Source organism: Mucilaginibacter flavus (assembly GCF_030409315.1).
Lineage (GTDB): Bacteria > Bacteroidota > Bacteroidia > Sphingobacteriales > Sphingobacteriaceae > Mucilaginibacter > Mucilaginibacter flavus.
The window spans coordinates 264,541-288,408 of record NZ_JAUFPS010000012.1; the positions used below are offsets into that span (position 1 = coordinate 264,541).

20 protein-coding genes are annotated in these 23,868 nt (G+C 41.9%); 14 read left to right on the top strand and 6 right to left on the bottom strand.

What is annotated here, in order from left to right; all coding sequences use genetic code 11:
- Positions 1 to 201 precede the first annotated feature (201 nt).
- Entirely contained in the window at positions 202 to 615 is a 414-nt protein-coding gene (locus QWZ17_RS03820) for an EamA family transporter (RefSeq protein WP_290303608.1), read from the bottom strand.
- 214 nt (positions 616 to 829) lie between these two features.
- Here QWZ17_RS03820 and QWZ17_RS03825 point away from each other — a divergent pair, with 214 nt between their 5' ends.
- The 9 genes from QWZ17_RS03825 (at position 830) to QWZ17_RS03865 (ending at position 12,457) form a co-directional block, all read left to right on the top strand.
- Positions 830 to 1,507, top strand: coding sequence for a response regulator transcription factor (locus tag QWZ17_RS03825; RefSeq protein ID WP_290303609.1), 678 nt, complete (start codon positions 830 to 832; stop codon positions 1,505 to 1,507).
- On the top strand, positions 1,504 to 2,751 hold the full coding sequence (locus tag QWZ17_RS03830; RefSeq protein WP_290303610.1) for a sensor histidine kinase: 1,248 nt from the start codon (positions 1,504 to 1,506) through the stop codon (positions 2,749 to 2,751). Before QWZ17_RS03825 ends, QWZ17_RS03830 begins: the two co-directional genes overlap by 4 nt.
- A gap of 82 nt (positions 2,752 to 2,833) precedes the next feature.
- Positions 2,834 to 4,069, top strand: a complete 1,236-nt coding sequence (locus tag QWZ17_RS03835) for a TolC family protein (protein WP_290303611.1) — start codon at positions 2,834 to 2,836, stop codon at positions 4,067 to 4,069.
- Position 4,070: 1 nt separating this feature from the next.
- Complete coding sequence (locus QWZ17_RS03840) at positions 4,071 to 5,030, top strand: efflux RND transporter periplasmic adaptor subunit (RefSeq protein ID WP_290303613.1); 960 nt, start codon at positions 4,071 to 4,073, stop codon at positions 5,028 to 5,030.
- Positions 5,030 to 8,131, top strand: coding sequence for an efflux RND transporter permease subunit (locus QWZ17_RS03845; RefSeq protein ID WP_290303614.1), 3,102 nt, complete (start codon positions 5,030 to 5,032; stop codon positions 8,129 to 8,131). The genes QWZ17_RS03840 and QWZ17_RS03845 overlap by 1 nt, the downstream gene beginning before the upstream one ends.
- A gap of 56 nt (positions 8,132 to 8,187) precedes the next feature.
- Entirely contained in the window at positions 8,188 to 9,189 is a 1,002-nt protein-coding gene (locus QWZ17_RS03850; protein ID WP_290303615.1) for a YncE family protein, read from the top strand.
- 120 nt (positions 9,190 to 9,309) lie between these two features.
- Complete coding sequence (locus tag QWZ17_RS03855; protein ID WP_290303616.1) at positions 9,310 to 10,341, top strand: fatty acid desaturase; 1,032 nt, start codon at positions 9,310 to 9,312, stop codon at positions 10,339 to 10,341.
- Between the two features lie 204 nt (positions 10,342 to 10,545).
- Positions 10,546 to 11,448 (top strand): sterol desaturase family protein, encoded by a 903-nt coding sequence (locus tag QWZ17_RS03860; RefSeq protein WP_290303617.1) that lies wholly within the window; start codon positions 10,546 to 10,548, stop codon positions 11,446 to 11,448.
- A gap of 100 nt (positions 11,449 to 11,548) precedes the next feature.
- On the top strand, positions 11,549 to 12,457 hold the full coding sequence (locus tag QWZ17_RS03865; RefSeq protein WP_290303618.1) for a hypothetical protein: 909 nt from the start codon (positions 11,549 to 11,551) through the stop codon (positions 12,455 to 12,457).
- 63 nt (positions 12,458 to 12,520) lie between these two features.
- Here QWZ17_RS03865 and QWZ17_RS03870 read toward each other — a convergent pair whose 3' ends face one another.
- Positions 12,521 to 14,749, bottom strand: coding sequence for a putative Ig domain-containing protein (locus QWZ17_RS03870; RefSeq protein WP_290303619.1), 2,229 nt, complete (start codon positions 14,747 to 14,749; stop codon positions 12,521 to 12,523).
- A gap of 128 nt (positions 14,750 to 14,877) precedes the next feature.
- On the opposite strand from QWZ17_RS03870, the gene QWZ17_RS03875 reads away from it, so the two are divergent.
- Positions 14,878 to 15,030, top strand: coding sequence for a hypothetical protein (locus QWZ17_RS03875; RefSeq protein ID WP_290303620.1), 153 nt, complete (start codon positions 14,878 to 14,880; stop codon positions 15,028 to 15,030).
- A gap of 538 nt (positions 15,031 to 15,568) precedes the next feature.
- On the opposite strand, the gene QWZ17_RS03880 is transcribed toward QWZ17_RS03875, so the two are convergent.
- Together QWZ17_RS03880 and QWZ17_RS03885 are read right to left on the bottom strand one after the other, a co-directional pair.
- Positions 15,569 to 17,581: a glycoside hydrolase family 127 protein gene (locus QWZ17_RS03880; protein ID WP_290303621.1), complete on the bottom strand. Its 2,013-nt coding sequence runs from the start codon at positions 17,579 to 17,581 to the stop codon at positions 15,569 to 15,571.
- Positions 17,582 to 17,784: 203 nt separating this feature from the next.
- Positions 17,785 to 19,362: a glycoside hydrolase family 28 protein gene (locus tag QWZ17_RS03885; protein ID WP_290303622.1), complete on the bottom strand. Its 1,578-nt coding sequence runs from the start codon at positions 19,360 to 19,362 to the stop codon at positions 17,785 to 17,787.
- 124 nt (positions 19,363 to 19,486) lie between these two features.
- Here QWZ17_RS03885 and QWZ17_RS03890 point away from each other — a divergent pair, with 124 nt between their 5' ends.
- The 3 genes from QWZ17_RS03890 (at position 19,487) to QWZ17_RS03900 (ending at position 20,587) form a co-directional block, all read left to right on the top strand.
- The gene (locus QWZ17_RS03890) at positions 19,487 to 19,840 is read left to right on the top strand and encodes a hypothetical protein (protein ID WP_290303623.1); all 354 of its coding nucleotides are present in this window, start codon (positions 19,487 to 19,489) and stop codon (positions 19,838 to 19,840) included.
- Between the two features lie 74 nt (positions 19,841 to 19,914).
- On the top strand, positions 19,915 to 20,142 hold the full coding sequence (locus tag QWZ17_RS03895) for a UPF0175 family protein (protein WP_290303624.1): 228 nt from the start codon (positions 19,915 to 19,917) through the stop codon (positions 20,140 to 20,142).
- A complete protein-coding gene (locus tag QWZ17_RS03900) occupies positions 20,126 to 20,587 on the top strand; it encodes a PIN domain-containing protein (protein WP_290303768.1) in 462 nt (153 codons plus the stop codon). The genes QWZ17_RS03895 and QWZ17_RS03900 overlap by 17 nt, the downstream gene beginning before the upstream one ends.
- A 22-nt stretch (positions 20,588 to 20,609) precedes the next feature.
- On the opposite strand, the gene QWZ17_RS03905 is transcribed toward QWZ17_RS03900, so the two are convergent.
- Positions 20,610 to 22,019 carry a hypothetical protein gene (locus tag QWZ17_RS03905; RefSeq protein WP_290303625.1) on the bottom strand — a complete coding sequence of 470 codons (1,410 nt, stop codon included), beginning with the start codon at positions 22,017 to 22,019 and terminating at the stop codon, positions 20,610 to 20,612.
- A 261-nt stretch (positions 22,020 to 22,280) separates the two neighbouring features.
- On the opposite strand from QWZ17_RS03905, the gene QWZ17_RS03910 reads away from it, so the two are divergent.
- A complete protein-coding gene (locus tag QWZ17_RS03910) occupies positions 22,281 to 22,901 on the top strand; it encodes an L-threonylcarbamoyladenylate synthase (RefSeq protein WP_290303626.1) in 621 nt (206 codons plus the stop codon).
- Positions 22,902 to 23,044: 143 nt separating this feature from the next.
- On the opposite strand, the gene trpA is transcribed toward QWZ17_RS03910, so the two are convergent.
- Positions 23,045 to 23,845, bottom strand: a complete 801-nt coding sequence (trpA, locus tag QWZ17_RS03915; protein WP_290303627.1) for a tryptophan synthase subunit alpha — start codon at positions 23,843 to 23,845, stop codon at positions 23,045 to 23,047.
- Positions 23,846 to 23,868 lie beyond the last annotated feature (23 nt).

Consider the following 23,868-nt stretch of genomic DNA (forward strand, 5'->3'; position numbering starts at 1 on the left):
CAATATCTTTGTTACAAAATAGTTGCGCATAGCAAGTAATTGGAGGCAAAACAAAGCACGATTTTAGAAATTTAGTACATTCGACGGAGGATTCTCTCTTTTGTAGTGACGCATAATTGTGTCTTCAAAGTGCAAATCAAACGATACTTTTCGCACGTTTGTTCCTGTCTTGATTCTTGACTCTTGATTCTTGACTCTCCCTTAAAAAATCAGCACCAGCGTTCCGCCAATAATCAGGATAGCCCCTATCGCGTTTTTTAACGTCAACGGTTCGCCCAGAAAAATAACAGATAGCGCGATAGCCAGCGCAACGCTCAATTTGTCAACCGGGGCCACCTGTGATACTTTCCCTATTTGCAGGGCGCGGAAATAGCATATCCAGGACAAACCTGTCGCGCAACCAGATAAAATAAGAAAAGTCCAGTTAATTTTAGTTAAACCGGTAATACCCTGCGCGCTTCCCCTGAATAATACAATACCCCAGGCCAGTATCAGGATGATGACCGTACGGATGGCCGTAGCCAGATCGGTATCAACTCCTTTAATGCCTATTTTAGCAAATATCGCGGTTAGCGCTGCAAATAAAGCCGATAGTAATGCGTATATCCACCACATGGTTGTTAGTTTTAATTGTTAATTGATGTGTTACTTGCTCTATAATATTTATTTTGCTATAAATGTTTATTACAATTCAAAACTGAAGATTGATGCTGTATTAAATCTGTTCAAATACAGAATATATACAAAATGAACGTGTAGTTTTGAATAATACGTATTAGTTTGACTTTAAATTTAAGCCGATACGCACAATTTATTACTCAAAACTAAAATGAAATTACTGATCATTGAAGACGAGGAAGGCCTGCGCGAAAGTATTGAAGAATATTTTACAGGCGATGGCAGTATTTGCGAAACCGCGGCTACCTATGCCGATGCTATAAGCAAAATAGAATTGTATCGCTACGATTGTATTTTACTGGATATAACCCTGCCCGGCGGCAGCGGCATCAGCATACTTAAAAAACTAAAAGATAATCACTATACCGATGGCGTGCTTATCATATCGGCAAAAAACTCGCTCGACGACCGCCTGGATGGTTTAAATTTAGGTGCCGACGATTATCTCGTAAAACCCTTCCATTTATCAGAATTAAAGGCCAGGGTATCGGCCATCATCCGTCGTAAAATGTACAATGGCAGTAATTTATTAGTATTTAACGAAATCACTATTGATTTGCAGGCCAAAACCGTGAGCGTGCTTGATAAGCCTTTAAAATTTACCCGCAAAGAGTTTGCCCTGCTCATTTACTTTATAGCCAACAAAGGCAAAGTAGTATCTAAAAACGCCATAGCCGAACACCTTTGGGGCGATGGGATTGACCTTGCCGATAACTTTGATTTTATATATTCGCATATCAAAAATATCCGCAAAAAACTAATTGAAGCTGGCGCTAACGACTATATCCATGCGGCGTACGGCATGGGGTACAAATTTGCCGGGCAATGAAACTCCTTACTTTATACAACCGCGTAAACATCATTACCACTATTATAGTGATGCTTATTACCGGTATTATTTATTACCAGGCCATTAGCTGGATACTCAACGATCAAAACGACAAAGCGTTAAAGGTAGAGGAAAATGAGGTTTTTGACTATGTGAACCTCAACAAAAAGCTTCCGCAGGAATTTGAAAGTAAGGATCAGCAAATCTCTTTTACCGAAGTTGCCCCAAATTCGGTAAACCGGGAGTTTATCAATACCGATTACCATCGGGATAAAAACGAGTACGAATCAGGTCGCGGGTTAATTAGTTCGGTAACGGTAAACGGTAAGTATTATAAAATTCTGATTGTAGAATCGAAAGTAGAAACTGAAGACCTGATCCAGATTATCTTCGGCATCACTTTTGGCGTTATTTTATTGCTATTACTGGTACTGTTAATTGCAAACCGGTTAATATTAAACCGGCTGTGGCAACCTTTCCATACGATTTTGAAGGAAATGAAACTTTTTAACATCACTGATAGCCAGGAGATAGCGCAAACTACCACGCGGATAGACGAATTTACCGAATTAAACCAGGCCGCCACTACCATGACCAACAAAGCCCGGCATGATTACCGGGATCTGAAAACTTTTACCGAAAACGCGTCGCATGAACTGCTTACCCCTATCGCGGTTATCAACTCCAAATTGGATACGCTTATTCAAACCGAAGATTTTAGCGAACAGCAAAGCAAACTGCTTACAGATCTGTACAGCGCCGTGGCACGATTAAGCCGTCTTAATCAATCACTATTACTATTGGTTAAAATAGAAAACCGCCTGCTTACCGACCAGCAAACCATTAATCTGAAAGAATTGGTACAGGAATTATTAACCCAGTTAGAGGATATTTTTAGCGATAAACAGATCGAAATAAAAACAAATCTGGAAAACAAAGAAATAATGGGTAATCAATATTTAATAGAAATTTTATTGAACAACCTGATTATTAACGCGGTAAGACACAATCATCCTCATGGCGAAATTATTATTAGCTTAACTCCCCAAAGTTTAAGCGTTAAAAACACCGGCAGTAATACCCCCTTACAGGATGATAAAATTTTTAACCGCTTCCACAAGTCAGATAAATCTGAAGGCAGCGGCCTGGGCCTCACCATTAGCAAGCAGATTTGCGAAAACATGGGCTGGCAGCTTAACTATCAGCATGTAAGCCCCCATCACTCCTTCACTATTGTATTTTAAATGTGACAATTCACCTATCCTATTTTTTTACAGAATTACAGGATACTTTCGCTATGTTTAAAATGGATTTATAACGGAATTAATGAAGTTATTTTTTAGCCTTATACTGTTTGCCTTTATTTATACTGCTACCCGGGCGCAAACAAACACGCTTGATCATTATATTGAGCTTGCCCAAAATAACAGTCCGCTTCTAAAGGATCTTAAAAATCAAATCGCGGCTGGCCGTATTGATAGTTTACGATTAAGAGCCGGTTTAAAACCCCAGGTTAATTTAAACAGCGGCGGTTACTACGCCCCTGTTATAAGCGGCTTTGGTTACTCTGGCGCAATTACCAACGTGCAAACATTTAACGCGCTTTTGGGTGTAAACAAGCAAATTATAAGCAAACAATACCTTAACTCGCAACTGAACGCCATTAACCTGCAGCGCGATTCGATCATCAACAGTGGGGCGGTATCTGCACAGGATTTAAAGAAAACCGTAACCGGCCAGTATATTACCGCCTACGGCAGTTTACAGCAGGTTAACTTTAACCGCGATATTGTAAAACTGCTTACCCAGGAAGAAGCTTTGCTTAAAAACCTTACCCGTACCAACGTTTACAAGCAAAGCGAATACCTTGCCTTTTTGGTAACCTTAAAACAACAGCAATTACAGCTTACACAGGCGCAGCTGCAATACAAAAATGACTACGCCACACTTAGTTATGTAGTTGGCATTGTTGATACAGCCACGGTTGATTTGGGCGAACCTAAATTAGAAACAGCTGTAAGGCCCGACGCGGCAAACAGCATATTTTTCAGGCAGTTTAAGGCCGATAGCTTGCGCCTTATTAACACCCGTAGTTTAATTGACCATAGCTACCGCCCCAAGGTTAACGTTTTTGCTGATGGCGGCTACAATACCGATTTTACCGGTCAGGCCTATAAAAACTTTGGTACCAGCTTTGGCTTTAGCATCAGCATGCCAATTTATGATGGCGGCCAGCGCAGCCTGCAATACAAAAAGCTTAAATTACAGGAAGAAACAAGGTTAAACTATAAATCGTTTTTCAATTCGCAATATCTGCAGCAAATAGCGCAGTTAAACCAGCAGATAAACGAAAACAACACCCTTATCGGCCAGATAAAAGAACAGGTAAAATATGCCGAAAGCTTAATTAAGGTTGATACCAAACTGCTGCAAACCGGCGACGTAAGAATGGCCGATTTAATACTGGCAGTAAATAGTTACTACTCCATAACCAACCTGCTTACCCAAACTACTGTAGCGAAACTGCAGCTTATCAATCAATTAAACTACTGGAATAAATAGCATGAAAATATATAAAACGACCTGTATGCCATTTAAAAGCCTTTTAGCCATTTTAACAGCAGCGGTAATCTGCTCATCGTGCGGTGGTAATGCTCCCGCGGATGCTGGTGCCGCAGCAGATGCCCCCGCCGCCGCTACGGTAACACCTGTAAAAGTTACCACTGTTGATCAGAGTTCGCTTACCGATTATATTGAGCTTAACGCTACCTCATCGTTCCTGCAAAAAAACTATGTGAAGGCAAACGCTATAGGTTATATTCAAAAAGTAAACGCCCAAATAGGTCATTATGTAAATAAAGGCGAAGTACTTTTTACCATAAAAACCAAGGAGTCGCAAAGTATTGGTAACAGCATTAATATACTGGATACCACTTTCAAATTCTCGGGCCTTAATAAGATCAAAGCATCTGAGCACGGCTATATTACCCAGTTAAGTCACCAGGTTGGCGATTATGTACAGGACGGCGAACAATTGGCTATTATTAGCGACCGCAGCAGTTTTGCCTTTATTATGCAACTGCCGTATGAGTTAAGGGCATCGGTAACCAACAACCAGGATGTGCTGCTTAGCCTTCCCGATGGTACCAAACTAAACGGAAAGGTAAACTCTTTTATGCCCACTGTTGATACCCTATCCCAAACACAAGGGATTGTAATAAAGGTAGCTGGCAACAACACTATACCAGAAAACCTGGTAGCACGGGCACGCATTGTAAAAACAGCCAGATCAAATACCATTTCGCTGCCCTCTTCGGCAATTTTATCAAACGAAACCCAAACAGAGTTTTGGGTAATGAAACTGATTGATGCCAACACCGCTGTTAAAACACCAATAAAAAAAGGAATTGAAAGCGGCGATAAGATCGAAATTTTATCGCCCCGGTTTTCGCCAAATGATAAGATCATCATAAGTGGTAATTACGGTTTGGCAGATACTGCTAAAGTTAAAATTATAAAGTAATGGCTAAAGCAGACGAAACAAGATTAGTAAAAGCCGAAAACTTTTTCATCTTTTACCGTAAGCCCCTGTTGCTGGTACTTTCGCTTACTTTAATGGGCGGCATATTTGCCTATACCAAACTTCAAACTTCGCTTTTTCCCGAGATTACTTTCCCTAAAATTAAGGTAATTGCCGATGCCGGTTTGCAGCCCGTAAATAAAATGATGATAACGGTTACCAAACCGTTAGAGAATGCTATAAAACAGGTACCCGCCTTACAAATAGTAAGGAGCACTACCAGTCGTGGCAGTGCCGAAATCTCGGCCTACATGGACTGGAACGCCGATATTGACCTGAGCAAGCAACAGATAGAATCGCAGATAGCTAAAATTCAAAATACCCTGCCGCCCGATGTAAATATCTCGGTAGAGAAAATGAACCCTTCTATCTTGCCGGTAAGCGGGTACACCTTAGAGAGCCACGAACGATCGCCCATTGAGTTAAAACAGCTGGCTACCTTTACCGTTAAACCATTTTTATCGCAAATAAACGGCGTATCAGAGATCAGGGTAATTGGCGGTAAAACCAAAGAGTACTGGCTGGTACTTAACCGCGAACGGATGACGGCCCTGTCATTAACGCCCGATATGATTAACAACGCGCTGGCCCAAACCAACTTCATTAAATCGGAGGGTTACCTTTCAGATTATAAGATGCTTTACCTTACCGTAACAGATGCCACGGTAACGGGCAAAGATCAGCTGGAAAACATTGTGATCAGCAATAACAGCAAACGAGTTATCCAGGTAAAAGATATTGCTTCGGTACAAATCAGCGAGGGTATCGAATACACCAAAATTAACGCCAACGGCCACGATGGTGTATTAATAGCGGTTATTAAGCAACCCGATGCCAACCTGATATCCTTATCAGATGATATGACTAAAAAAGTGGCCGCCCTGCAAAAAATATTACCAAAGGACGTTACCATAAAACCATACTATGTACAGGCCGATTTTGTTAACGACTCTGTTAAAAGCGTAACCGATAGCGTGTGGATAGGCTTATTGCTGGCCATTATTGTCGCTATTATTTTCCTGCGGTCGCTTAAGGCAAGTGCTACTATTTTAATTACCATTCCTGTAACGCTTTGCCTTACGCTTATTGTATTATATGTAATAGGCTACACCTTTAACATCATGACCTTAGGCGCCATAGCGGCAGCCATAGGTTTAATTATTGATGATGCCATTGTGGTAGTGGAGCAAATTCATCGTACGCATGAAGAGCACCCCGACGAGCCAACCAGCAGGCTCATCAAAAAAGCGATAGACTACCTGTTTCCGGCCATGTTGGGTTCATCTATAAGCACCATCGTTATTTTTGTGCCCTTTTTGTTGATGACGGGTGTTGCCGGCGCTTATTTTAAAGTAATGACCAATACCATGATCATTACGCTCATCTGTTCGTTTTTTGTTACCTGGATAGGCTTGCCGGTTATATACCTATTTTTAACACGTAATCACCATGGCCACTCGGCAAACGCGAAGGAAGAAACACATGAGGTAAAAAGACAGGGATGGGTTTCGTTTTTTATCCTGAAACCTTTTATCAGCATCGTGATTATGCTGGTATTGATAGCGGTGATTGTTTTTATCCCCTCTAAATTAGAAACCGGCTTTTTGCCAGATATGGATGAAGGCAGTATTGTGATGGACTACAGCTCGCCGCCGGGTACTTCTTTAGAAGAAACAGACCGTATGCTGCGCGAGGTTGAAAAAATTGTAACCAAACAACCCGATGTTGCCGCGTATTCGCGACGTACAGGAACACAAATGGGTTTCTTTATAACCGAACCCAACACCGGCGATTACCTCATCCAGCTTAAAAAGAACCACGAAAAAACCACAGAAGAAGTAACCAGCGACATCAGAGGTGAGATCGAAAAAACACAGCCTGCTCTTCGTGTCGATTTTGGCCAGGTTATTACCGATATGCTGGGCGATTTAATGAGCTCAACACAGCCTATTGAAATAAAGGTTTTTGGCGATGACCAGCGGGTTTTACAATCATTATCAAAACAAATAGCCGCCCAGGTTACAGCCGTAAAGGGCACTGCCGATACCTTTGACGGTATTGTAATAGCCGGCCCGTCGGTTAGTATTGTACCCGATTATAAAAAACTGGCACAATACAATATTACGCCGGCCAGCCTGCAGTTCCAGGCCCAAACGGCGCTTGATGGTAATGTGGTAGGTAATTTATATGAGCCCCAGCAGCTATCACCCATCAGAATGGTTTACCCTGGCAACAGGTCATTAAATGTTAACAACATCCGCAAACTGAATGTATTTTTAGCTAATGGCAAACTGATTCCTATAGATCAGCTGGCCACGGTGAACATAAGCGCGGGTGATGCCGAAATAAGCCGCCAGGACCTGCAATCAATGGGGGTAATTACCGCCCGGCTTGAAAACAGCGATTTAGGTACCGTAATTCCGGCGATACAAAAAAACATAACCGATAATATTAGCTTACCCAAAGGCTACCATATTGAATATGGCGGCGCTTATGCCGAGCAGCAACAATCGTTCAAAGAGTTGTTAATCATCCTCATTACCTCAAGCCTGTTGGTGTTTGGTGTGATCCTGTTTTTATTTAAACAGTTCAGGATAGCCATATTAATTTTGGTGATGGCGGTTTTAGGTATTTCGGGCAGCTTTTTAGCACTGTTTATTACCCATACTCCTTTAAACGTAGGTAGCTACACCGGTTTAATTATGATAGTAGGCATCATTGGCGAAAACGCCATTTTCACCTACCTGCAATTTAGGGAGAGCGCGAGGGAAAAATCAATAAACGAAGCCATTGTTTATTCTATTTCCACACGTTTACGGCCCAAATTGATGACTGCACTTGGTGCCATTATCGCCTTAACACCGTTGGCATTAGGCATTGGCGCGGGCGCTCAATTACACCAACCTTTAGCTATAGCAGTTATTGGCGGCTTTGTGGTAGCGTTGCCTTTGCTGCTGATAGTATTGCCAAGTATGATGCGTATTTTATACCGCAACGGCTTTTCTACACCGGCTATGGAACAACATGAAAATCATACTTCGTAACCAACATTTCTACAGTTTTAAAAGATAATTTCATTCCCAAAAGCAGAACCATAAAAATGAAAAAGCAAATTTTAACGCTGGCATTCCTGGCGGCAACCTTAATTCCGGCTATTACAAAAGCGCAAACTTACGTGGCCGATAAAACCATAGCATTAACCGGCGATGGCGGGTATGATTACCTAAGTATCGACAAAGCCAATAATCGCCTTTATGTATCCCACGGCACACAGGTTAATGTGATAGATTTAACTACCGAAAAACAGGTTGGCTCTATCGATAACATGAAAGGCGTACACGGCATTGCCATTGTAAACAAACTTAACCGCGGTTTTATTACTGATGGCAAAGCAAACGCTGTTGTTGCATTTGACATTAAAACGCTTAAAACTATAGCTACCATCCCTTTAACAGGTGCAAACGGACCTGATGCTATTATGTATGATTCATATTCAGATCGTGTTTTTAGTTTTAACGGCGAAAGCAACAACTCATCAGTTATCGATCCAAAAACATTAAAACAGGTTGGCACAGTAGCGCTTGGCGGCGGCCCGGAGTTTGCCGTTGCAGATGGTAAAGGCAAAATTTACAACAACCTGGAAGATAAAAGCAGCCTGAATATTATCGATAGCAAAAGCCTTAAGGTAATTAAAAATTATCCGCTGGCTCCATGCGGCGGTCCTACAGGTTTAGCTTTAGACGCAGCCAATCAGCGCGTATTTACCGTTTGCCGCGAAAACAAGGGCATGAGTGTTGTTGACATCAATACAGGTAAAGTAACTGCCACGGTACCAATTGGTGCCGGCGTAGATGCAGTAGCTTATGATGCCGAAACCAAACTGGTATTTTGCTCATGCGGCGATGGTACTACAGTTATCATCAAACAGAAATCGGCAGATGACTACAGCGTTATCCAAACGTTAAAAACGCCAACGAGAGCTAAAACGTTAGCGTTGGATACCCAAACCCATAAAATTTATTTAAGCGTTGCCGAATTTGAACCAGGCACCCGCAAGGCACTGCCTAATACTTTTAAAGTACTGGTATTCAAGCTTGAGTAAGGTTAATTTTATAAAAAATTTTCGTGAAAAAATTGTGAATTTTCCGTTTTGTGACAATTTTTTTACTCCAAAATGAAATTCTCGAAACGTTATTGCTATATTTAACGTTTATACTTTTATATGATAAAGAAAACTGATTTTGTTTATTCTTCCGAGTCTGAACCACATCGTATCCGTACAAAAAAGATTTTAAAGCAGTTTCCGCAATTGCGTAACCTGATAGGTAAAAACCCCAATACCATTTTTGCTATTGTTGGCCTGGTGGCTTTCCAGGTAGTTTTAGCATGGCTGGTTCGTGATCAGTCATGGTGGTGGGTATTCGGCGCGGCTTACGCCTTAGGTGCTTTTGCCGATCATGCTTTGTTTGTAATGATTCACGAGTGTACACATCAGTTATTATTTAAAAACCGCAACGCTAACCGTTGGGCATCAATGTTTGCCAATTTGCCGCAAATATTGCCAAGCGCTATCTCGTTCGAAAAATATCACATCAAACACCACTCTTTTCAGGGTGTGCATGAGCTGGATGCCGATTTACCTAACAAATGGGAAGCAAAACTTATTGGTCATTCCTTTTTTGGCAAAGCCATGTGGTTATTATTTTTCCCGGTATTTCAATTGTTCCGTTTATCAAGATTGAGAGAAATCCACCCTATTGATGGCTGGATTATTACCAACTTTGTACTACAGGTAATTTTCACCACTGCCATCGCTTATTTTATGGGCTGGCACGCGGTAGCGTTTTTACTGCTTAGCTTCTCTTTTTCGGTAGGTTTGCACCCACTTGGTGCCCGCTGGATTCAGGAGCATTATTTAACGCATACCGAAGAGCAGGAAACTTACAGTTACTATGGTAACCTAAACGTGGTTGCCTTTAACGTAGGCTTCCACAATGAGCACCATGATTTTCCATCTATTCCATGGAATAAATTACCTGAGATCAAAAAAACCGCTCCAGAATATTATGACACCTTGTATTACCATACATCGTGGACCAAATTATTCTTCCGCTTTTTGTTTGATAGGGAGATTTCGCTTTTCAACCGCATTTTACGTAAGGATCGCGGCAGGGTAGCGCTAACGGATGTTTCAAAACCCGATGCCGAAATGAGTCGCGCGGAAGCAGCCAAACCGGAATTGATAACAGAATAAGAATTTTAGTATCAAACAAAAAAAGACCCATTAGGGTCTTTTTTTGTTTGATACCGGTTTTATTTCCAAAAAGTTAGCCATATATAGTAAACAAAAAAAAATCATTAAATTGTCAAAAAAAAATGAAAAAATAATGAAGATTTTATACCAAATTTATGATTTGGTAACAAAAACGTTATCTTTATTTCCCTATTGACAATAACTATGCAGGAGCTACGCTCGTTTTTTTCACAACATGAAGACCTCACACAGGTAATTTTATATGCCGGTGTAATCACAAGCCTTTGGTTTGCCGAAATGATAGTATCATTAGATGGCATTAAAACCAAATGGAAACACTCAACGGTAAATACGCTTTTTATTTTTACCGCCTTACCAATCCAACTGGTACTTACCACCTTTGTGGTAATGATATCTGGCTGGGCCAACGCGCATCACTGGGGTTTAATCAATTTCATCCCCTTCCACACCAATATATGGGTTTATTATATCGCCATGTTTATGATGATGGATTTTTGTGAATATGTGTACCATGTTACCATGCACAAAGTTGAAGCTCTGTGGAAATTTCACCTGGTACATCACAGCGATTTAAAAGTAGATGTATCTACCACCATCAGGGAGCATCCTTGCGAAACCGCCATCCGTACCAGCTTTTTAATGCTGTGGGTTTTTATTTGTGGCCCGGCTATAGGTGTTTTAATATTAAGGCAAACGTTCCAATCGTTTTCAAACATTGTGGCGCATACCGAGTTCAGGTTACCAACCAGGGTAAATAAAATTGTAAGCATGGTGTTCATCACCCCCAATTTACATCATGTGCACCACCACTATCAATTGCCTTATACCGATTGCAATTATGGTGATGTATTAAGCATCTGGGACCGCTTGTTTGGCACCTTTGGGAGCCTTGAAAAAGAGAAAACCGTATTTGGTATAGATACCCACATGGACGAAAACCTAAACGGTAAGTTTGTAAATGTGCTAAAAATCCCTTTTCAAAAATTTGACCATCCGCAACGCTATGGTACGCCGCAGGAAAAGGATATGCACCGGGCAAAGGAAATTCAGCAAACTACAGAAATTGCGCAGGAAGAACCCGCCTAAATAACTGGCCTTATTATTGCAGATTGATTAATCGCATTATTTAATTAATGTGAACTTCATAATAATGTGATAGTTTTGCGTTATTATTTGCAACAATAAGATGAGTCGACAAAAAAAGCTAAAGATACTGATTCCCTTTACCCTGTTGCTTTTTATAGGAGCTTATGCCAAGCACCGTATTATTGATAAAAAAGATATTACAGGTACCCTAAGCAGCAAGGAAATGGACGAAACATCGGGCATTGCCGCTTCATCCATCAACCCCGATATTTATTACGTACATAATGATAGTGGCGATACCAGCAGGTTCTTCTCTATCACTCCGGATGGCAAGCTAAAAAGTACCATTTATTTTACCGGCGATAAAAAAGAACCCTTAGGCGTAAGGGATTGCGAGGATATTGCTGTTGGCCCCGGCCCTCAAAAAAACAGGAGTTACGTTTACCTTGGCGATATTGGTGATAATAACGGCATAAGAAAATACATCACCGTTTACAGGTTTGCCGAAAGCAAATTATGGAGTCTGGATACTACTACCCACGCTACACCAGTACCGGTAAATTTTAAATACCCCGATGGGCCACGCGACGCGGAAACATTGATGATAGACCCCATAGAAAAACTGCTTTGCATTGTTAGCAAACGCAGCGACTCTGTAACCGTATATACAACCCCTTTAAGCGGCTTTAAAGCCAATGATACCGTTACGCTAACCAAACGATCCAAACTGTTCTTTGCGGGCTTTAAACCCTTTAAATGGATCACTGCCGGCGATATATCAAAAGATGGTACTCAAATACTGCTAAGAAGCTACGAAAAGGTATACTACTGGAAACGCAAGCCCAATGAACACATATGGGATGTGATGGTCAAAAAACCACAGGAATTGCATTATACCATGGAAAAACAAGGTGAGGCCATTGGTTTCACTAATGATGGAAAAGGCTACTACACCACCAGCGAAGGCGTTTTCGCGCCGATTTATTATTACGATAGTCCGTTGAAGTAGGACTACTGTAAACGAAAGACTTACGAAGTTTTTGAAACTTCGTAAGTCTGGAAAAACGACAACCTATTTTTCAACCCTTACCAGTAACACACCATGCGGCGCTACTTTGGCGGTTAAAGCATTACCTGCAGTAATGATATATTTTTGCTGCCACGCATCCCTGAATTTGGTATACCCGCTTATGGCTGGGTCATTTTTATCAAGGCTGATGGTTTGATATTTATCAGATGTATTGAACAGGCCGATGGCTTTGCTACCATCTTTCAAATCCTTCACCCATATCTGGTAATCATCTTTTTTAACGTACTGGCTGGCACCTTTACCTAAAGCATCCTGATCAATGGCGATAACTTCATCATTGGTCAACAAGCTCAGCGTAAACTCATCCAGGTGGCCCATATCGCAACCAATTAATAATGGCGATGATAGCAGGCTCCATAAACTGATGTGGGTATACTGCTCATCATAAGTTAAACGGGTATTGTGCAGGCTTGGGCCCCATCCTACTTTGCCAACCACTAACATATCGGGATCATTAAAATGACCAGGCCTTGCGTGCGGAGCGGCATCACCCTGTCTGAAACCAATGCCCGACATACTTTGCCAGGTATCTTCAATATCGCCTGTTGTACGCCAGCTGTTGCCGCCAATTTCGCCACCCCAGTTCCATACATCGCCCCAGCCGTATTGACAAAGGCTGTACATAATATCGCGGTGTACTTTATCCAATGAACCGCGCATTACCTGGTAAGGTTTTTTTAAGCCGGGCAGGTCTGGCTTAGGAACAATCTCCGAATAGGCGCACCAATCGTACTTCAGGTAATCGATACCCCAGTCGCCGTAAGTTTGGGCATCCTGATCTTCATGTTGCCAGCTACCCAAAAATCCACCGCAGGTACGCGGCCCAGGCGACGAATAAATACCGATGCGTAAACCCAAACTATGCACATAGTCGGCCAGGCCCTTCATATCCGGGAATTTGCTGTTGGTTACAATTTTACCGTCGGCAGCGCGGTTTTCGGCCTCCCATCCATCATCAATATTAATATAGGCCCAACCATGCTGGCTTAGTTTATCAATCATGGCTCGGGCAGATACGCGTACTTTTTCGTCGTTAACACTTAATCCCCAGGCATTCCAGCTGTTCCAGCCCAAAGCAGGTGTAAGACCAATGTTATCACCAATGCTGATGGTAAATTTCTTGGTTTTAGCACCTAAACTGTTGCTAACGGTGAAAGTTACCGGGTAGTCGCCTTTTTGGGCTACAACGCCTGTTATAACCCCTGTATTGGCATCAAGCTTTAAGCCTTCGGGCAAACCATCAGCCTTGTAAGTTAAAGGCCTTTTGCCCGATGCCGGGATAAGGTACAAAAACGGATTGCCCGGCCTTGCGCCAAACACGTCGGCACCATTAATTTTTACTTTGGCCGATGGATATGGCGTAAGCACATACGGCGTAGTTTCAGTTTTAACTATTGATTTACCCGATTTTGTATCGGTAAACGTGTAAGTAATAGCATATGACCTTTTGGCCAGCCGCGCTATTGAAAACGAATAGGTGAAGGGTTTACCGCTGGTAAAATTGGCATCGTTTGTCTTTTCGTAAAGTACCGTACCGTTTTCGGGGTCAACTACTTTAAATGCCAGTTTACCGCTGTAAAGGTATTTATTGGTGGTTACCAGTTTAATGCTTTTATTAAGACTGTTATTTTCGCCATATTCAAAATCGGCACCGGTATTTACCGTTACATGATCCATTACATCGGCCATGGTAAGGTTAAACACGTTGCCATGCCCGGTGCTGTAAATGCCACCATCGCCTCCGGTATCAAAAATACGTACGGCTATCACGTTTTCTTTATCCCACAAAATAGCAGGATTGTTTACCGCTATGGTATAGGAGCGCGCACCGTAATGACCATCTTTAATAGTACCACCATAGCCGCCGTATTTACCTATCAGTTTGCCGTTTATGTAAACTTCGTCGTTATCATCAACGCTGCCCAGGTTAAGGCGCAAACTATCTTTTAAAAACGAATTATTTTTTAATGATGATGGGATCACCACTTTGGTACGATACCAGCCGAAGCCATCATAATTGGGGTGTCCCTGCTGTTCCCAGCTTTCATTAAGGTTAGCAGCTTGCCAGCCCTGGTCATTAAATGTTGGGGAGGCCCATTGTGCCGAGTCGCCAACGGCAAACTTCCAGCCCTTGCTTAAAGACACCTCCTGTGCCGACGCGCTTAAAACACCCGCCGAAAGGAATAGCATAGTAAAGATCTTCCTGATCATGTTTGATTGGGTTTAAATGTTGTTAAAGCCTGTGAGTACACAGGTTTAACACTGGTTTACATGGTTTTTGTAATTGTTTTTAAAGATAGAAACAATTAGCAAAAATGTAAATGTATGTTTAACATTTATTGAAAGAAGAAGCCACACATACAAATACGTCATTGCGAGTTGTGAAATCCGGAGACTTTGAAAGTGGAAATGACAACATCAAAAAAAAGAAAAAAAGAAAAAAATATGGTCATGCTGAGTTTGTAAATCCAGGGACTCTGAAAGTGAAATGACAACATCAAAAAAATGGGGTCATGCTGAGTTGTAAAATCCGCGGACTCTGAAAGTGGATATGACAGCATCAAGAAAAAAAATGGGGTCATGCTGAGCCTGTCGAAGCACGCGGGCGAAGGCCTCTGCACGCTAGTCTTCGACAGGCTCAGACTGACAGCCCTCTTTACTTTTTACAAGTTGTCATGGGTAGCCTGTCGAAGCACGCGGGCGAAGGCCTCTGTGCGCGACCCTTCGACAGGCTCAGGGTGACAGGCCGCCTTACTTTAAAACATAACTTGTCATTGCGAGTTGTAAAATCCGCGGACTCTGAAAGTGGATATGACAATCACTTTTAATCCTAACGTCATGCCGAACTTGTTTCGGCACCCCACTTGCTAAGTATACCGTCGCTTGTCCTGTGGGGTCCTGAAACAAGGATGACTTCCATTTTTATAACTTGTCATGGGTAGGTACGAAGCAATCCCCGACTATACAGAGCTGCTCTGCAGGTAGGAGATTGCCGTGCTACGCCAACAAAACAAGGTTTTATTTAATCGGCTATTTACTCAATAAATCCACAAACTTAACCTGCTCCGGAAACCAAAGCTGCATTTCGCCTTTGCCGCGGTTCGCCCAGGAGTAATATGGAATGGCCGTTAGCGTAGCATTGGTTGTGTTGATGTTTTGGCCGGCCTCGTCAACATTAACGCTTTTAACATCGCCTTTTAATACCATTACACCGTTAAGCAGGCTGGCATCATAGCTTGGGGTAAATACCACATCTTTAGGTACAATAAAGCTGCTCGGTTTACCGGTGTTGTCTTTCCACTCGGCGCAGTACATGATAGGGCCGCGTTGAATGGCTATTTTGCCATTGTCGTCAGCTAATTTTTCGTTGGCTACTACGCGTTGAACGTCCATAGGCAGGGTAAGTTCTACCTTATCATTCTTTTTCCATTTTTTGCTAACCACGGCGTAACCACGTTCCATTTGATATGCAACTGCTTTGCCGTTCACTTTAATTTCTATTTTTTGTGCCGATGGTTTTTCATAGTTGTACAGATCAGACGGAATGGCTTTATCCTGTGCCCAGCCCGGAATCCTGATCCTGAGGTTCATATCCATTGCCGAAGCCGGATCAACATTAAACACCAGGCCACCATCCCATGGGTAATTGTTTTGCTGGGTAATTTTCAGGGCTTTGTTCTCCACCTTTAAATTGGCCGAACCGCTGATAAATAAGTTCACATAAACATCTTTACCATTTTGGGCATACATATAACCAGGAATGGATGGGATTAACCGCGCGATATTGGTTGGGCAGCATGAGCAGGTGAACCATCCAGAGCGCTGGCGCTCAATATCGGGATGTGTGAAGCTATCCTGAATTTGCATGGCATTAGTGTAAAAGAACGATTTACCATCGAGCCCTACGCCCGAAATAAGGCCGTTATATAAGGTTTTTTCAAGCACATCAATGTATTTGGCATCACCATGCAACAAAAACATCCTTTGATTCCAAAATACGTTGCCGATGGCCGCGCAGGTTTCGTTGTAAGCGGTGGTGTTGGGTAATTCGTAGTTGCCACCAAAGCGTTCGCCATCGCCGACCGCGCCAATGCTGCCCTGCACGTAGATTTTTTTGGTAACCATGTTGTCCCATATTTTATCCACCGCGGCAATGTATTCTTTATCGCCGGTAAGTGCGGCAACATCTGTCATGCCCGAGTACAAGTACATCGCACGCACGGCATGACCTTCGGCTTCATCCTGGTTGGTAACCGGGGTATTATCCTGCCAGTAAACGCCGTTTTCAAATGGATTTTTGCTTTTGGTGTTATACTCTTTATGGCCACGTGCATCTATGAAAAACTTAGCCAGGTCAAGATATTCTCTTTTGCCGCTGATGCGGTACAGGCGCACAAGTCCCATTTCCACAATCTCATGCCCGGGTGCAACCGTACGTTTACCCGGACCGAACGTGCGTACCAGTAAATCGGCATTTTTAAGGGCGATGTTCAGGAAATTGCGTTTACCGGTAGCCATGAAATGCGCGGCGGCAGCTTCATACATGTGGCCGCAGTTATATAACTCATGACTCATGTTTTGCTCGTTAACCCAACGCTCGGCACCAGCCCAGGCCTGCGGATGGATGGGGTCGATAGTGCGGGCTGTATACAGGTAGCCATCCGGCTCCTGGGCTTTACCTACAATAGTGATCATCGAGTCGATATAATGATCCAACTGCGCATCGGGATGAACTGCCAAAGAGTAAGATGCGCCCTCGATAGTTTTATAGATATCGGTATCGTCAAACGGATAAGTAGTGCAAAACTTACCCGTGTGGGTAGCGGCCATCTGGAAGTTTTTTACCCTGCCCGTGCTTTCGCAACGTGCAAATGACGCGGGGATGGTAGCCGTACGGTTGGTTTCTATACGGCTTGTCCAAAAATGATCGGCAAGCTTTACGCTGGTGAAAGGCACAGGCTGGATGGGATAATCCTGCGTTTTTTGAGCAAAAGCCGATAAACTGCAGCAAACAGCTGCCAATAAACAAATCTTTTTATACATAATAGTTTACAATTGAAAAAAGCTGTGAACAGCTATGATATTTCAAATATAGCATTAATTGTATTTTAAACACTCATTATTTTATCTGGAGATAAGTGAATATTAGCGGGGTAGAATTTTTCAGAGATAAAATTAAAGATAGCCATAAAAAAAGCCCACTGATGTTTCAGCAGGCTCTTAAATCTGTCTTTTATACTAATGGGTTATTTCAATTTAATATCGCTAACGCCCTCTGTTTTCAATCCTTCTTTATTATCCAACACCACACCGTCACCTTTACTTAAAAATATCCGCGACGCGTTTTTATTTGCCGGGGCGGCACCACCGCTAAAACCATTAATTTGTAATCCTTTAAAGTTATTAACCTCAATGCCATTGGTAAAATAGGGTTGATTGATGGTATCGTCCCATTTTAGTTTAAAGCTACTGAACGTTAGGCCATTCACGTAATGAGCCAACAAACCGGGAATATCGCTTGCAAAAAGCTGGTCTTTCTCGTAAAGCGCACCGCGCAGGTCGATATTGCCGCCGGCTATATCATTTAGTTTGCTGTTCATCAACTCAAAGGATACATTGTTAAAACGCACGTCCTGTATTACGCTTTCGTCGCTGCCGTAAATGATCATGCCGTTTTCGCCTTTGCAGGTAATATTGTTAAAGCTTACGTTTTTGATAATGCCCAGCTTTACATTTTCTTTACCCCGCACGGCCGAAATATGGATCGGTTCGCCATTGCCCCACCAATCGCCGGTGCGCAGGTGGGTTTCTATATTCATATCACTAAAAGAAATATTTTCTAATGAACCTTCATCACGCAAAAAGATACCTATGCCACGGGTTGAATTGGTGATGTTAACATGGCTCACCTGTATATTGCGTACCGTATTTTGATCAAGAAAACCTATCCGGATACCGCTGGATGCCGATTGCAAATTACAGTTACTTACAATAATATTGTCTGACGCGTGCCGTAAGCCACTAAAGCCGCCCATCTCAAAATGATGATCAAAGCCTGTAATAGCTATCGCGTCATCTCCTGTGCGGATATCGCAATTGGCTATCACCACGTTGCTGCAACTATTTACATCAATACCATCGGCATTAGGCACCAGGATACCGCTCCACAGGCGAATACCGTTTACATTCACCATGTCGCAATCAACAAAGTGCAAAGTCCAGAAAAACGAGTTAAGCAGCGAAATATCCCGCATCTGTACATTTTTACACCGGGCAAAAATTACCATTTGCCGGGGTCTGTCCAGCGGCACTACGGGGCCATCCCCTATCCCACTGGTTACACGCCTGAAGTTGTCTTTTTGCCGGGTAAGTTTGGTGCTGTTGGCATCCATGGTTTTGGCATGGTTAAAATCATAAAACAGTTTGTTGTTGCCGTCAATGGTGCCCTGCCCTGTAACAGATACATTTTCGGCATCGGCAGTGTATAAAATACCGTAATGGTTTACACCATATTCGGGCACAGTGTAAGTTTGATAGTCTTTAAGATTGGTGCTGGCAGATAATACCGCTCCGTTCTCCAGGTACAGGTTAATATTACTTTTCAGGTTTACGGTACCGGTAACAAAGATACCCGCCGGTATATAAACCCTGCCTCCACCATTGCTAAAACAGGCGTTTATAGCCTTTTGAATAGCTGCCGTATTGTTGGTTTTACCATCGCTTACAGCGCCGTAATCTTTAATGTTATATACCTGGGCGTGCACTGTATTAAGCAGTATTACCATAAAAACCGCCAAAATATAGCGTGAGTGTAAAAAATTCATATCATTTAGTTTAATGGCTGTACCGGGCATAGTTTATGCCATGGCATCATAGGGTAAACTTAACTTATTGTTGATATTAAATTTTAATAGGGAATTTACCTTTAATGGTATAAAAACAACACTCATGAAAACAAAGATTTTAGCAACAACCGTGTTAACCTGCTGCTTTTTAGCTTGTTTTGCTGCCATTGCCGATTTTAGCGGCAAGTGGATCGGAGTACTTACCATGGAAAATGGCGATCAATATCCTTTAACCTACAACTTTAAAATTACCGGCGACGCGCTAACTGGCACGGTACTTACCCCAAAAGGCGAGCTGCCTGTTGACAATGGCAAAATAAACGGCGATAAGTTCACCTTCAGCGTTACTTTAGGCGATATTGAAATTCCACACAGCGGCAAATTTTACGGAGACTCGATAGCTGTTGATATTGAAGCTAACGGAGCCAAGGCCCATACAAAGCTGCTTAGGAAATAAAAACATTTGAAGTTACCAGCGGAACAATAAACGAAGCAGGCGTCATTTACTAAATTTAATGTTTATTTTTGTTTATGACCACATTAACGTTGCAAATACCGGATAGTCTTGGCGAGTATAAACACGATACCATTAGGTTTATAGCAGCTAAGCTTTATGAATCTGGCAAACTTTCATTGGGACAGGCCGCCGAAATGGCGAACCTATCAAAACGTACTTTTGCTGATTTGTTGAGCGACTATAATGTTTCGCTTTTAAATTACCCTGTTTCTGAAATATCGCGTGATGCAGGCAGAATATGAAATTGTTATTGCCGATACTACCTGTTTTATTTTATTGGATAAAATTGGTGAATTGAATCTTTTAAAATCCCTTTTCGGCCAGGTTACCACAACTACAACTATAGCCCAGGAATTTGGCTCTCCACTACCCGAGTGGGTAATTGTAAAACCCACAAGTTATCTTGATGTCCAATCCATGCTTGATATAGACGCGGGGGAAGCCAGTGCAATTTCACTTGCAATGGAATCTAAGCCATCGTTGTTAATTTTAGATGACCAGAAAGCAAGGATTGCCGCCGAAAGGATGAATTTAAATTACACCGGAACTTTTGGTTTAATTCTGCGGGCAAAGCAAAACGGACTTATTCCATCTGTACTTTCAATTATAGAAAAAGTTCAAAAAACAAATTTCCATTATTCTTCATTTGTTATCAAAGAGATTCTTCGTTTAGCTGGTGAAGATTAGTATCCTACCTGCTTCCGCTACCCTACCCGTCCCCGCTCAACTCCTGCTCTACACTTTTAAGTGATTCATCCATTTGGCGGGCCGATTCGAGCATGTATTTATTGAAGGTGGCAAGCTCTTCCTGGTCTAAGTTTTCTTCTTCAAGCAAGGCGCAAAGGCCAAGAATGTTTGAAAGGTGCCTGCGCACTTCGTGTGAATTCATGTAGGCAAGCGTTTTCTTCTTGGAGGCGTACAACAATTGTTCGTAATGCCTTTTTTGTTTGGTATTATAGTAAAACATGCCAATGATTACTACTACGAGCACCGACAACGCGATAGCCATCATCAGCAATATCCTTTCTCTTTTATAAGCCAGTTTATCGGCCTGGTAAGATGATTCTATCTGATCAAGCCTGATTTGTGACGATAGATCGCCAAGCTGTACCAGGTTATGGGCAAACTTTTCGGCCTGTTTTAAAGCCAGGCGCGAATTAAGAGAAGCCTCATGATAATCGTTGGCCTGCTCGGCTATGGTAGCCAATAATTGGTAATATTTATATTGTAACTCAGGCGCTTCATTCTGCCTGTTACCTGCAAGCAAACTTTGAAGTATCAGTTTTGCCGAATCGGGTTGGTGATTATTAAAATAAGTTTCGGCCAGGTTCCAGCAATCCGCGTCATAGGCATATGCCAAAGTATCTTTTACCAGTTTTTTTATCAGCGTAATAGCAGCCGGATAATTTCGTTTTAACAACAATTGATAAGCCGCGAAACGCGTACGGCTACGACCTATATCTACAATCCAATCGCTCTCGTTATTAATCTTATCCGTATAAAAATCAAGCGAATCCGCTCGTTTCTGCTTGAAAAACACTTCGCCTTTATTTAAATAGATGTTATGAATAAGCGAAAGATCCCTATCGGGATGTTTGGAGCAATAAGCCTGTGCTTCGTTGAGGTATACCAGGGCTTGCGCATAAAATTGCACATTGGTGTAAACATCTGAAATATTAAGGCTTACAACGGCCTGGTAATATTCATTATTTAAAATACCCGCTTGTCTTTTTGCCTGCCTGTAGCTAAACAGCGCTGCAATCGCGTCGCCCATATCTGTTTGCGCATACGCCAACTGGTTGTAAAGCACGTACAGGTAATAGGTTTGTTTATTTTTTTCGGCAATGTAAATAGCTTTTAACAACAGGTCATGCGCCTCTTTAAACCTTTGCTGACGTCGTTTTATCAAAGCGCTTATAAAAGTATTTAAGGTTGTGGAATTTACCTTATCATACTTATTTAAAGTATCTGCAAGTTGGTTTTGATATTTATCGTTAACAGATGAGGCAAAGAAAGCTCTTTTCAACAGGGTTACCACATCTTCCTTTTGCAGGGAATTGTTTTTTTGAACCAGGATTGATTTTAAACTATCGGCAGAGTTCATTGTGTTAGCTGCCAACGCTTTATTACCTAAAAGGCATAAAACAAAAAGCGTTAACATCCAAAACTTTGGCATCGATCTTAATATATTTAAATCCGCTTCAAATTACGTATTAATATGATATTCCTTCAAAGTAAATTACGGTAATTAATATCGATTTAGCACAACGTAAGGTTTTATTAAGGATTTCCATGTAAAACGAATGCGATCTTGCCTCACTATTTTAATACCTGCCATACAATATTTTAAACTAACTAAGGGTATATTTGTCTATCTATTATGCTCATCAAAATATATCCCGAAAATCCGAATCCCAAGGCTATTGAACAGGTTGTTGAAGTGTTACGCAAAGGTGGCCTCATCATTTACCCAACCGATACCATTTATGGCTTGGGCTGCGACATTACCAACCATAAAGCCATTGAAGCTATCTGCAAAATAAGGAACATTAAACCCGAGAAGGCTAATTTCTCTTTCATTTGCTATGATCTGAGCCATATATCGGATTATATTAAGCCTATTGATAATACTACCTTCAGGGTATTAAAAAAGGCCTTGCCGGGGCCGTTTACATTTATATTTAATGCCAGCCACAAGGTACCCAAGCTATTGAGTTCAAACAAAAAAACGGTTGGTATTAGGGTACCCGATAACGATATTGCCAGGGAGATAGTGAGGGTTTTAGGCAACCCCATCCTATCTACCTCCATCCGCGATGACGACGATATCATTGAATACTCTACCGACCCTGAACTGATTTACGAAAAGTACGAAGACCAGGTAGACATAGTGATAGATGGCGGCTACGGTGATAATGTGGCATCAACGGTGGTTGATTGTACCAATGGAGATTTTGAGGTTATTCGTGAAGGTAAAGGGGATTTGGAATTGTATTTGTAAAAGCGTTGCTTATATACAAGTATTTGCTTCGTGATCTGGTTGCAGAACCCAGACTTACGAAGTTTTTAAAACTTCGTAAATCTTTCGTCGCTTGGTTTCTCCGCTAAATCTGTCAACCTTACAACTAACAAAAGGACGGATAATTATCCCTTTATCCCTTTTATAAACCCGGGGATTTTTTCCATATATCCATCTTCCGCCAATAGCTTCACAAACTTACTACCTACAATAGCGCCATTGGCATAACTGCAGGCCTGTTCAAAAGTTTTATGATCTGAAATACCAAAGCCGATGATTGTTGGATTGCTGAGTTCCATAGCTTTAATGCGCTTATAGTAATCCTCAATGCTGTTTGTAAGCTGCAAACTGCCGCCAGTGATAGACGACGACGATAGCAGGTAGATGAAACTATTGCTCAGCTCATCTATCTTGCGGATGCGATCTTCTGAAGTTTGCGGTGTAACCAGGAATATGTTACTCAGGTTATTATCGATAAAATAGTTGGCATACATGGCTTCATACTCATACATGGGCAAATCCGGAACGATAACACCATCTACACCTAATTCGGCTGCCTTTTTGCAAAAGCGCTCTACGCCGTATTGTACTATGGGGTTAAAATAACCCATCAGCAATATCGGAATGGTTACACGTTTACGTAGCTCTGTTAATTCCTCAAATAACTGGTTAAGCGTCATACCGTTTTCAAGCGCTTGTTCTGAACTGTGCTGAATGGTTGGACCATCTGCCACAGGATCTGAATACGGAAAGCCTACTTCCAGGAAATCGGCCCCGGCTTTTTCCAATGCCTCGGCAATATCAACCGTAGTATTCAAAGCGGGATAACCGGCTGTATAATATATAGATAACAGGTTATCTTTTTTTGTAGCGAAGAGTTTATTTAAACGGTTTGAACTGTTCATGGTTAATGGTTCATTGTTCATAGCAAAAATTTTATCTGATAATT

What these genes read in the sequence shown, in the direction of transcription:
- QWZ17_RS03900 (WP_290303768.1), top strand. Translation starts at nt 20,126, where the DNA reads ATGCAGGCAGAATATGAAATTGTTATTGCCGATACTACCTGTTTTATT.
- QWZ17_RS03865 (WP_290303618.1), top strand. Translation starts at nt 11,549, where the DNA reads ATGAGTCGACAAAAAAAGCTAAAGATACTGATTCCCTTTACCCTGTTG.
- QWZ17_RS03850 (WP_290303615.1), top strand. Translation starts at nt 8,188, where the DNA reads ATGAAAAAGCAAATTTTAACGCTGGCATTCCTGGCGGCAACCTTAATT.
- QWZ17_RS03825 (WP_290303609.1), top strand. Translation starts at nt 830, where the DNA reads ATGAAATTACTGATCATTGAAGACGAGGAAGGCCTGCGCGAAAGTATT.
- trpA (WP_290303627.1), bottom strand. Translation starts at nt 23,845, where the DNA reads ATGAACAATGAACCATTAACCATGAACAGTTCAAACCGTTTAAATAAA.
- QWZ17_RS03830 (WP_290303610.1), top strand. Translation starts at nt 1,504, where the DNA reads ATGAAACTCCTTACTTTATACAACCGCGTAAACATCATTACCACTATT.
- QWZ17_RS03890 (WP_290303623.1), top strand. Translation starts at nt 19,487, where the DNA reads ATGAAAACAAAGATTTTAGCAACAACCGTGTTAACCTGCTGCTTTTTA.
- QWZ17_RS03820 (WP_290303608.1), bottom strand. Translation starts at nt 615, where the DNA reads ATGTGGTGGATATACGCATTACTATCGGCTTTATTTGCAGCGCTAACC.
- QWZ17_RS03855 (WP_290303616.1), top strand. Translation starts at nt 9,310, where the DNA reads ATGATAAAGAAAACTGATTTTGTTTATTCTTCCGAGTCTGAACCACAT.
- QWZ17_RS03885 (WP_290303622.1), bottom strand. Translation starts at nt 19,362, where the DNA reads ATGAATTTTTTACACTCACGCTATATTTTGGCGGTTTTTATGGTAATA.
- QWZ17_RS03880 (WP_290303621.1), bottom strand. Translation starts at nt 17,581, where the DNA reads ATGTATAAAAAGATTTGTTTATTGGCAGCTGTTTGCTGCAGTTTATCG.
- QWZ17_RS03910 (WP_290303626.1), top strand. Translation starts at nt 22,281, where the DNA reads ATGCTCATCAAAATATATCCCGAAAATCCGAATCCCAAGGCTATTGAA.
- QWZ17_RS03840 (WP_290303613.1), top strand. Translation starts at nt 4,071, where the DNA reads ATGAAAATATATAAAACGACCTGTATGCCATTTAAAAGCCTTTTAGCC.
- QWZ17_RS03895 (WP_290303624.1), top strand. Translation starts at nt 19,915, where the DNA reads ATGACCACATTAACGTTGCAAATACCGGATAGTCTTGGCGAGTATAAA.
- QWZ17_RS03835 (WP_290303611.1), top strand. Translation starts at nt 2,834, where the DNA reads ATGAAGTTATTTTTTAGCCTTATACTGTTTGCCTTTATTTATACTGCT.
- QWZ17_RS03870 (WP_290303619.1), bottom strand. Translation starts at nt 14,749, where the DNA reads ATGATCAGGAAGATCTTTACTATGCTATTCCTTTCGGCGGGTGTTTTA.
- QWZ17_RS03860 (WP_290303617.1), top strand. Translation starts at nt 10,546, where the DNA reads ATGCAGGAGCTACGCTCGTTTTTTTCACAACATGAAGACCTCACACAG.
- QWZ17_RS03845 (WP_290303614.1), top strand. Translation starts at nt 5,030, where the DNA reads ATGGCTAAAGCAGACGAAACAAGATTAGTAAAAGCCGAAAACTTTTTC.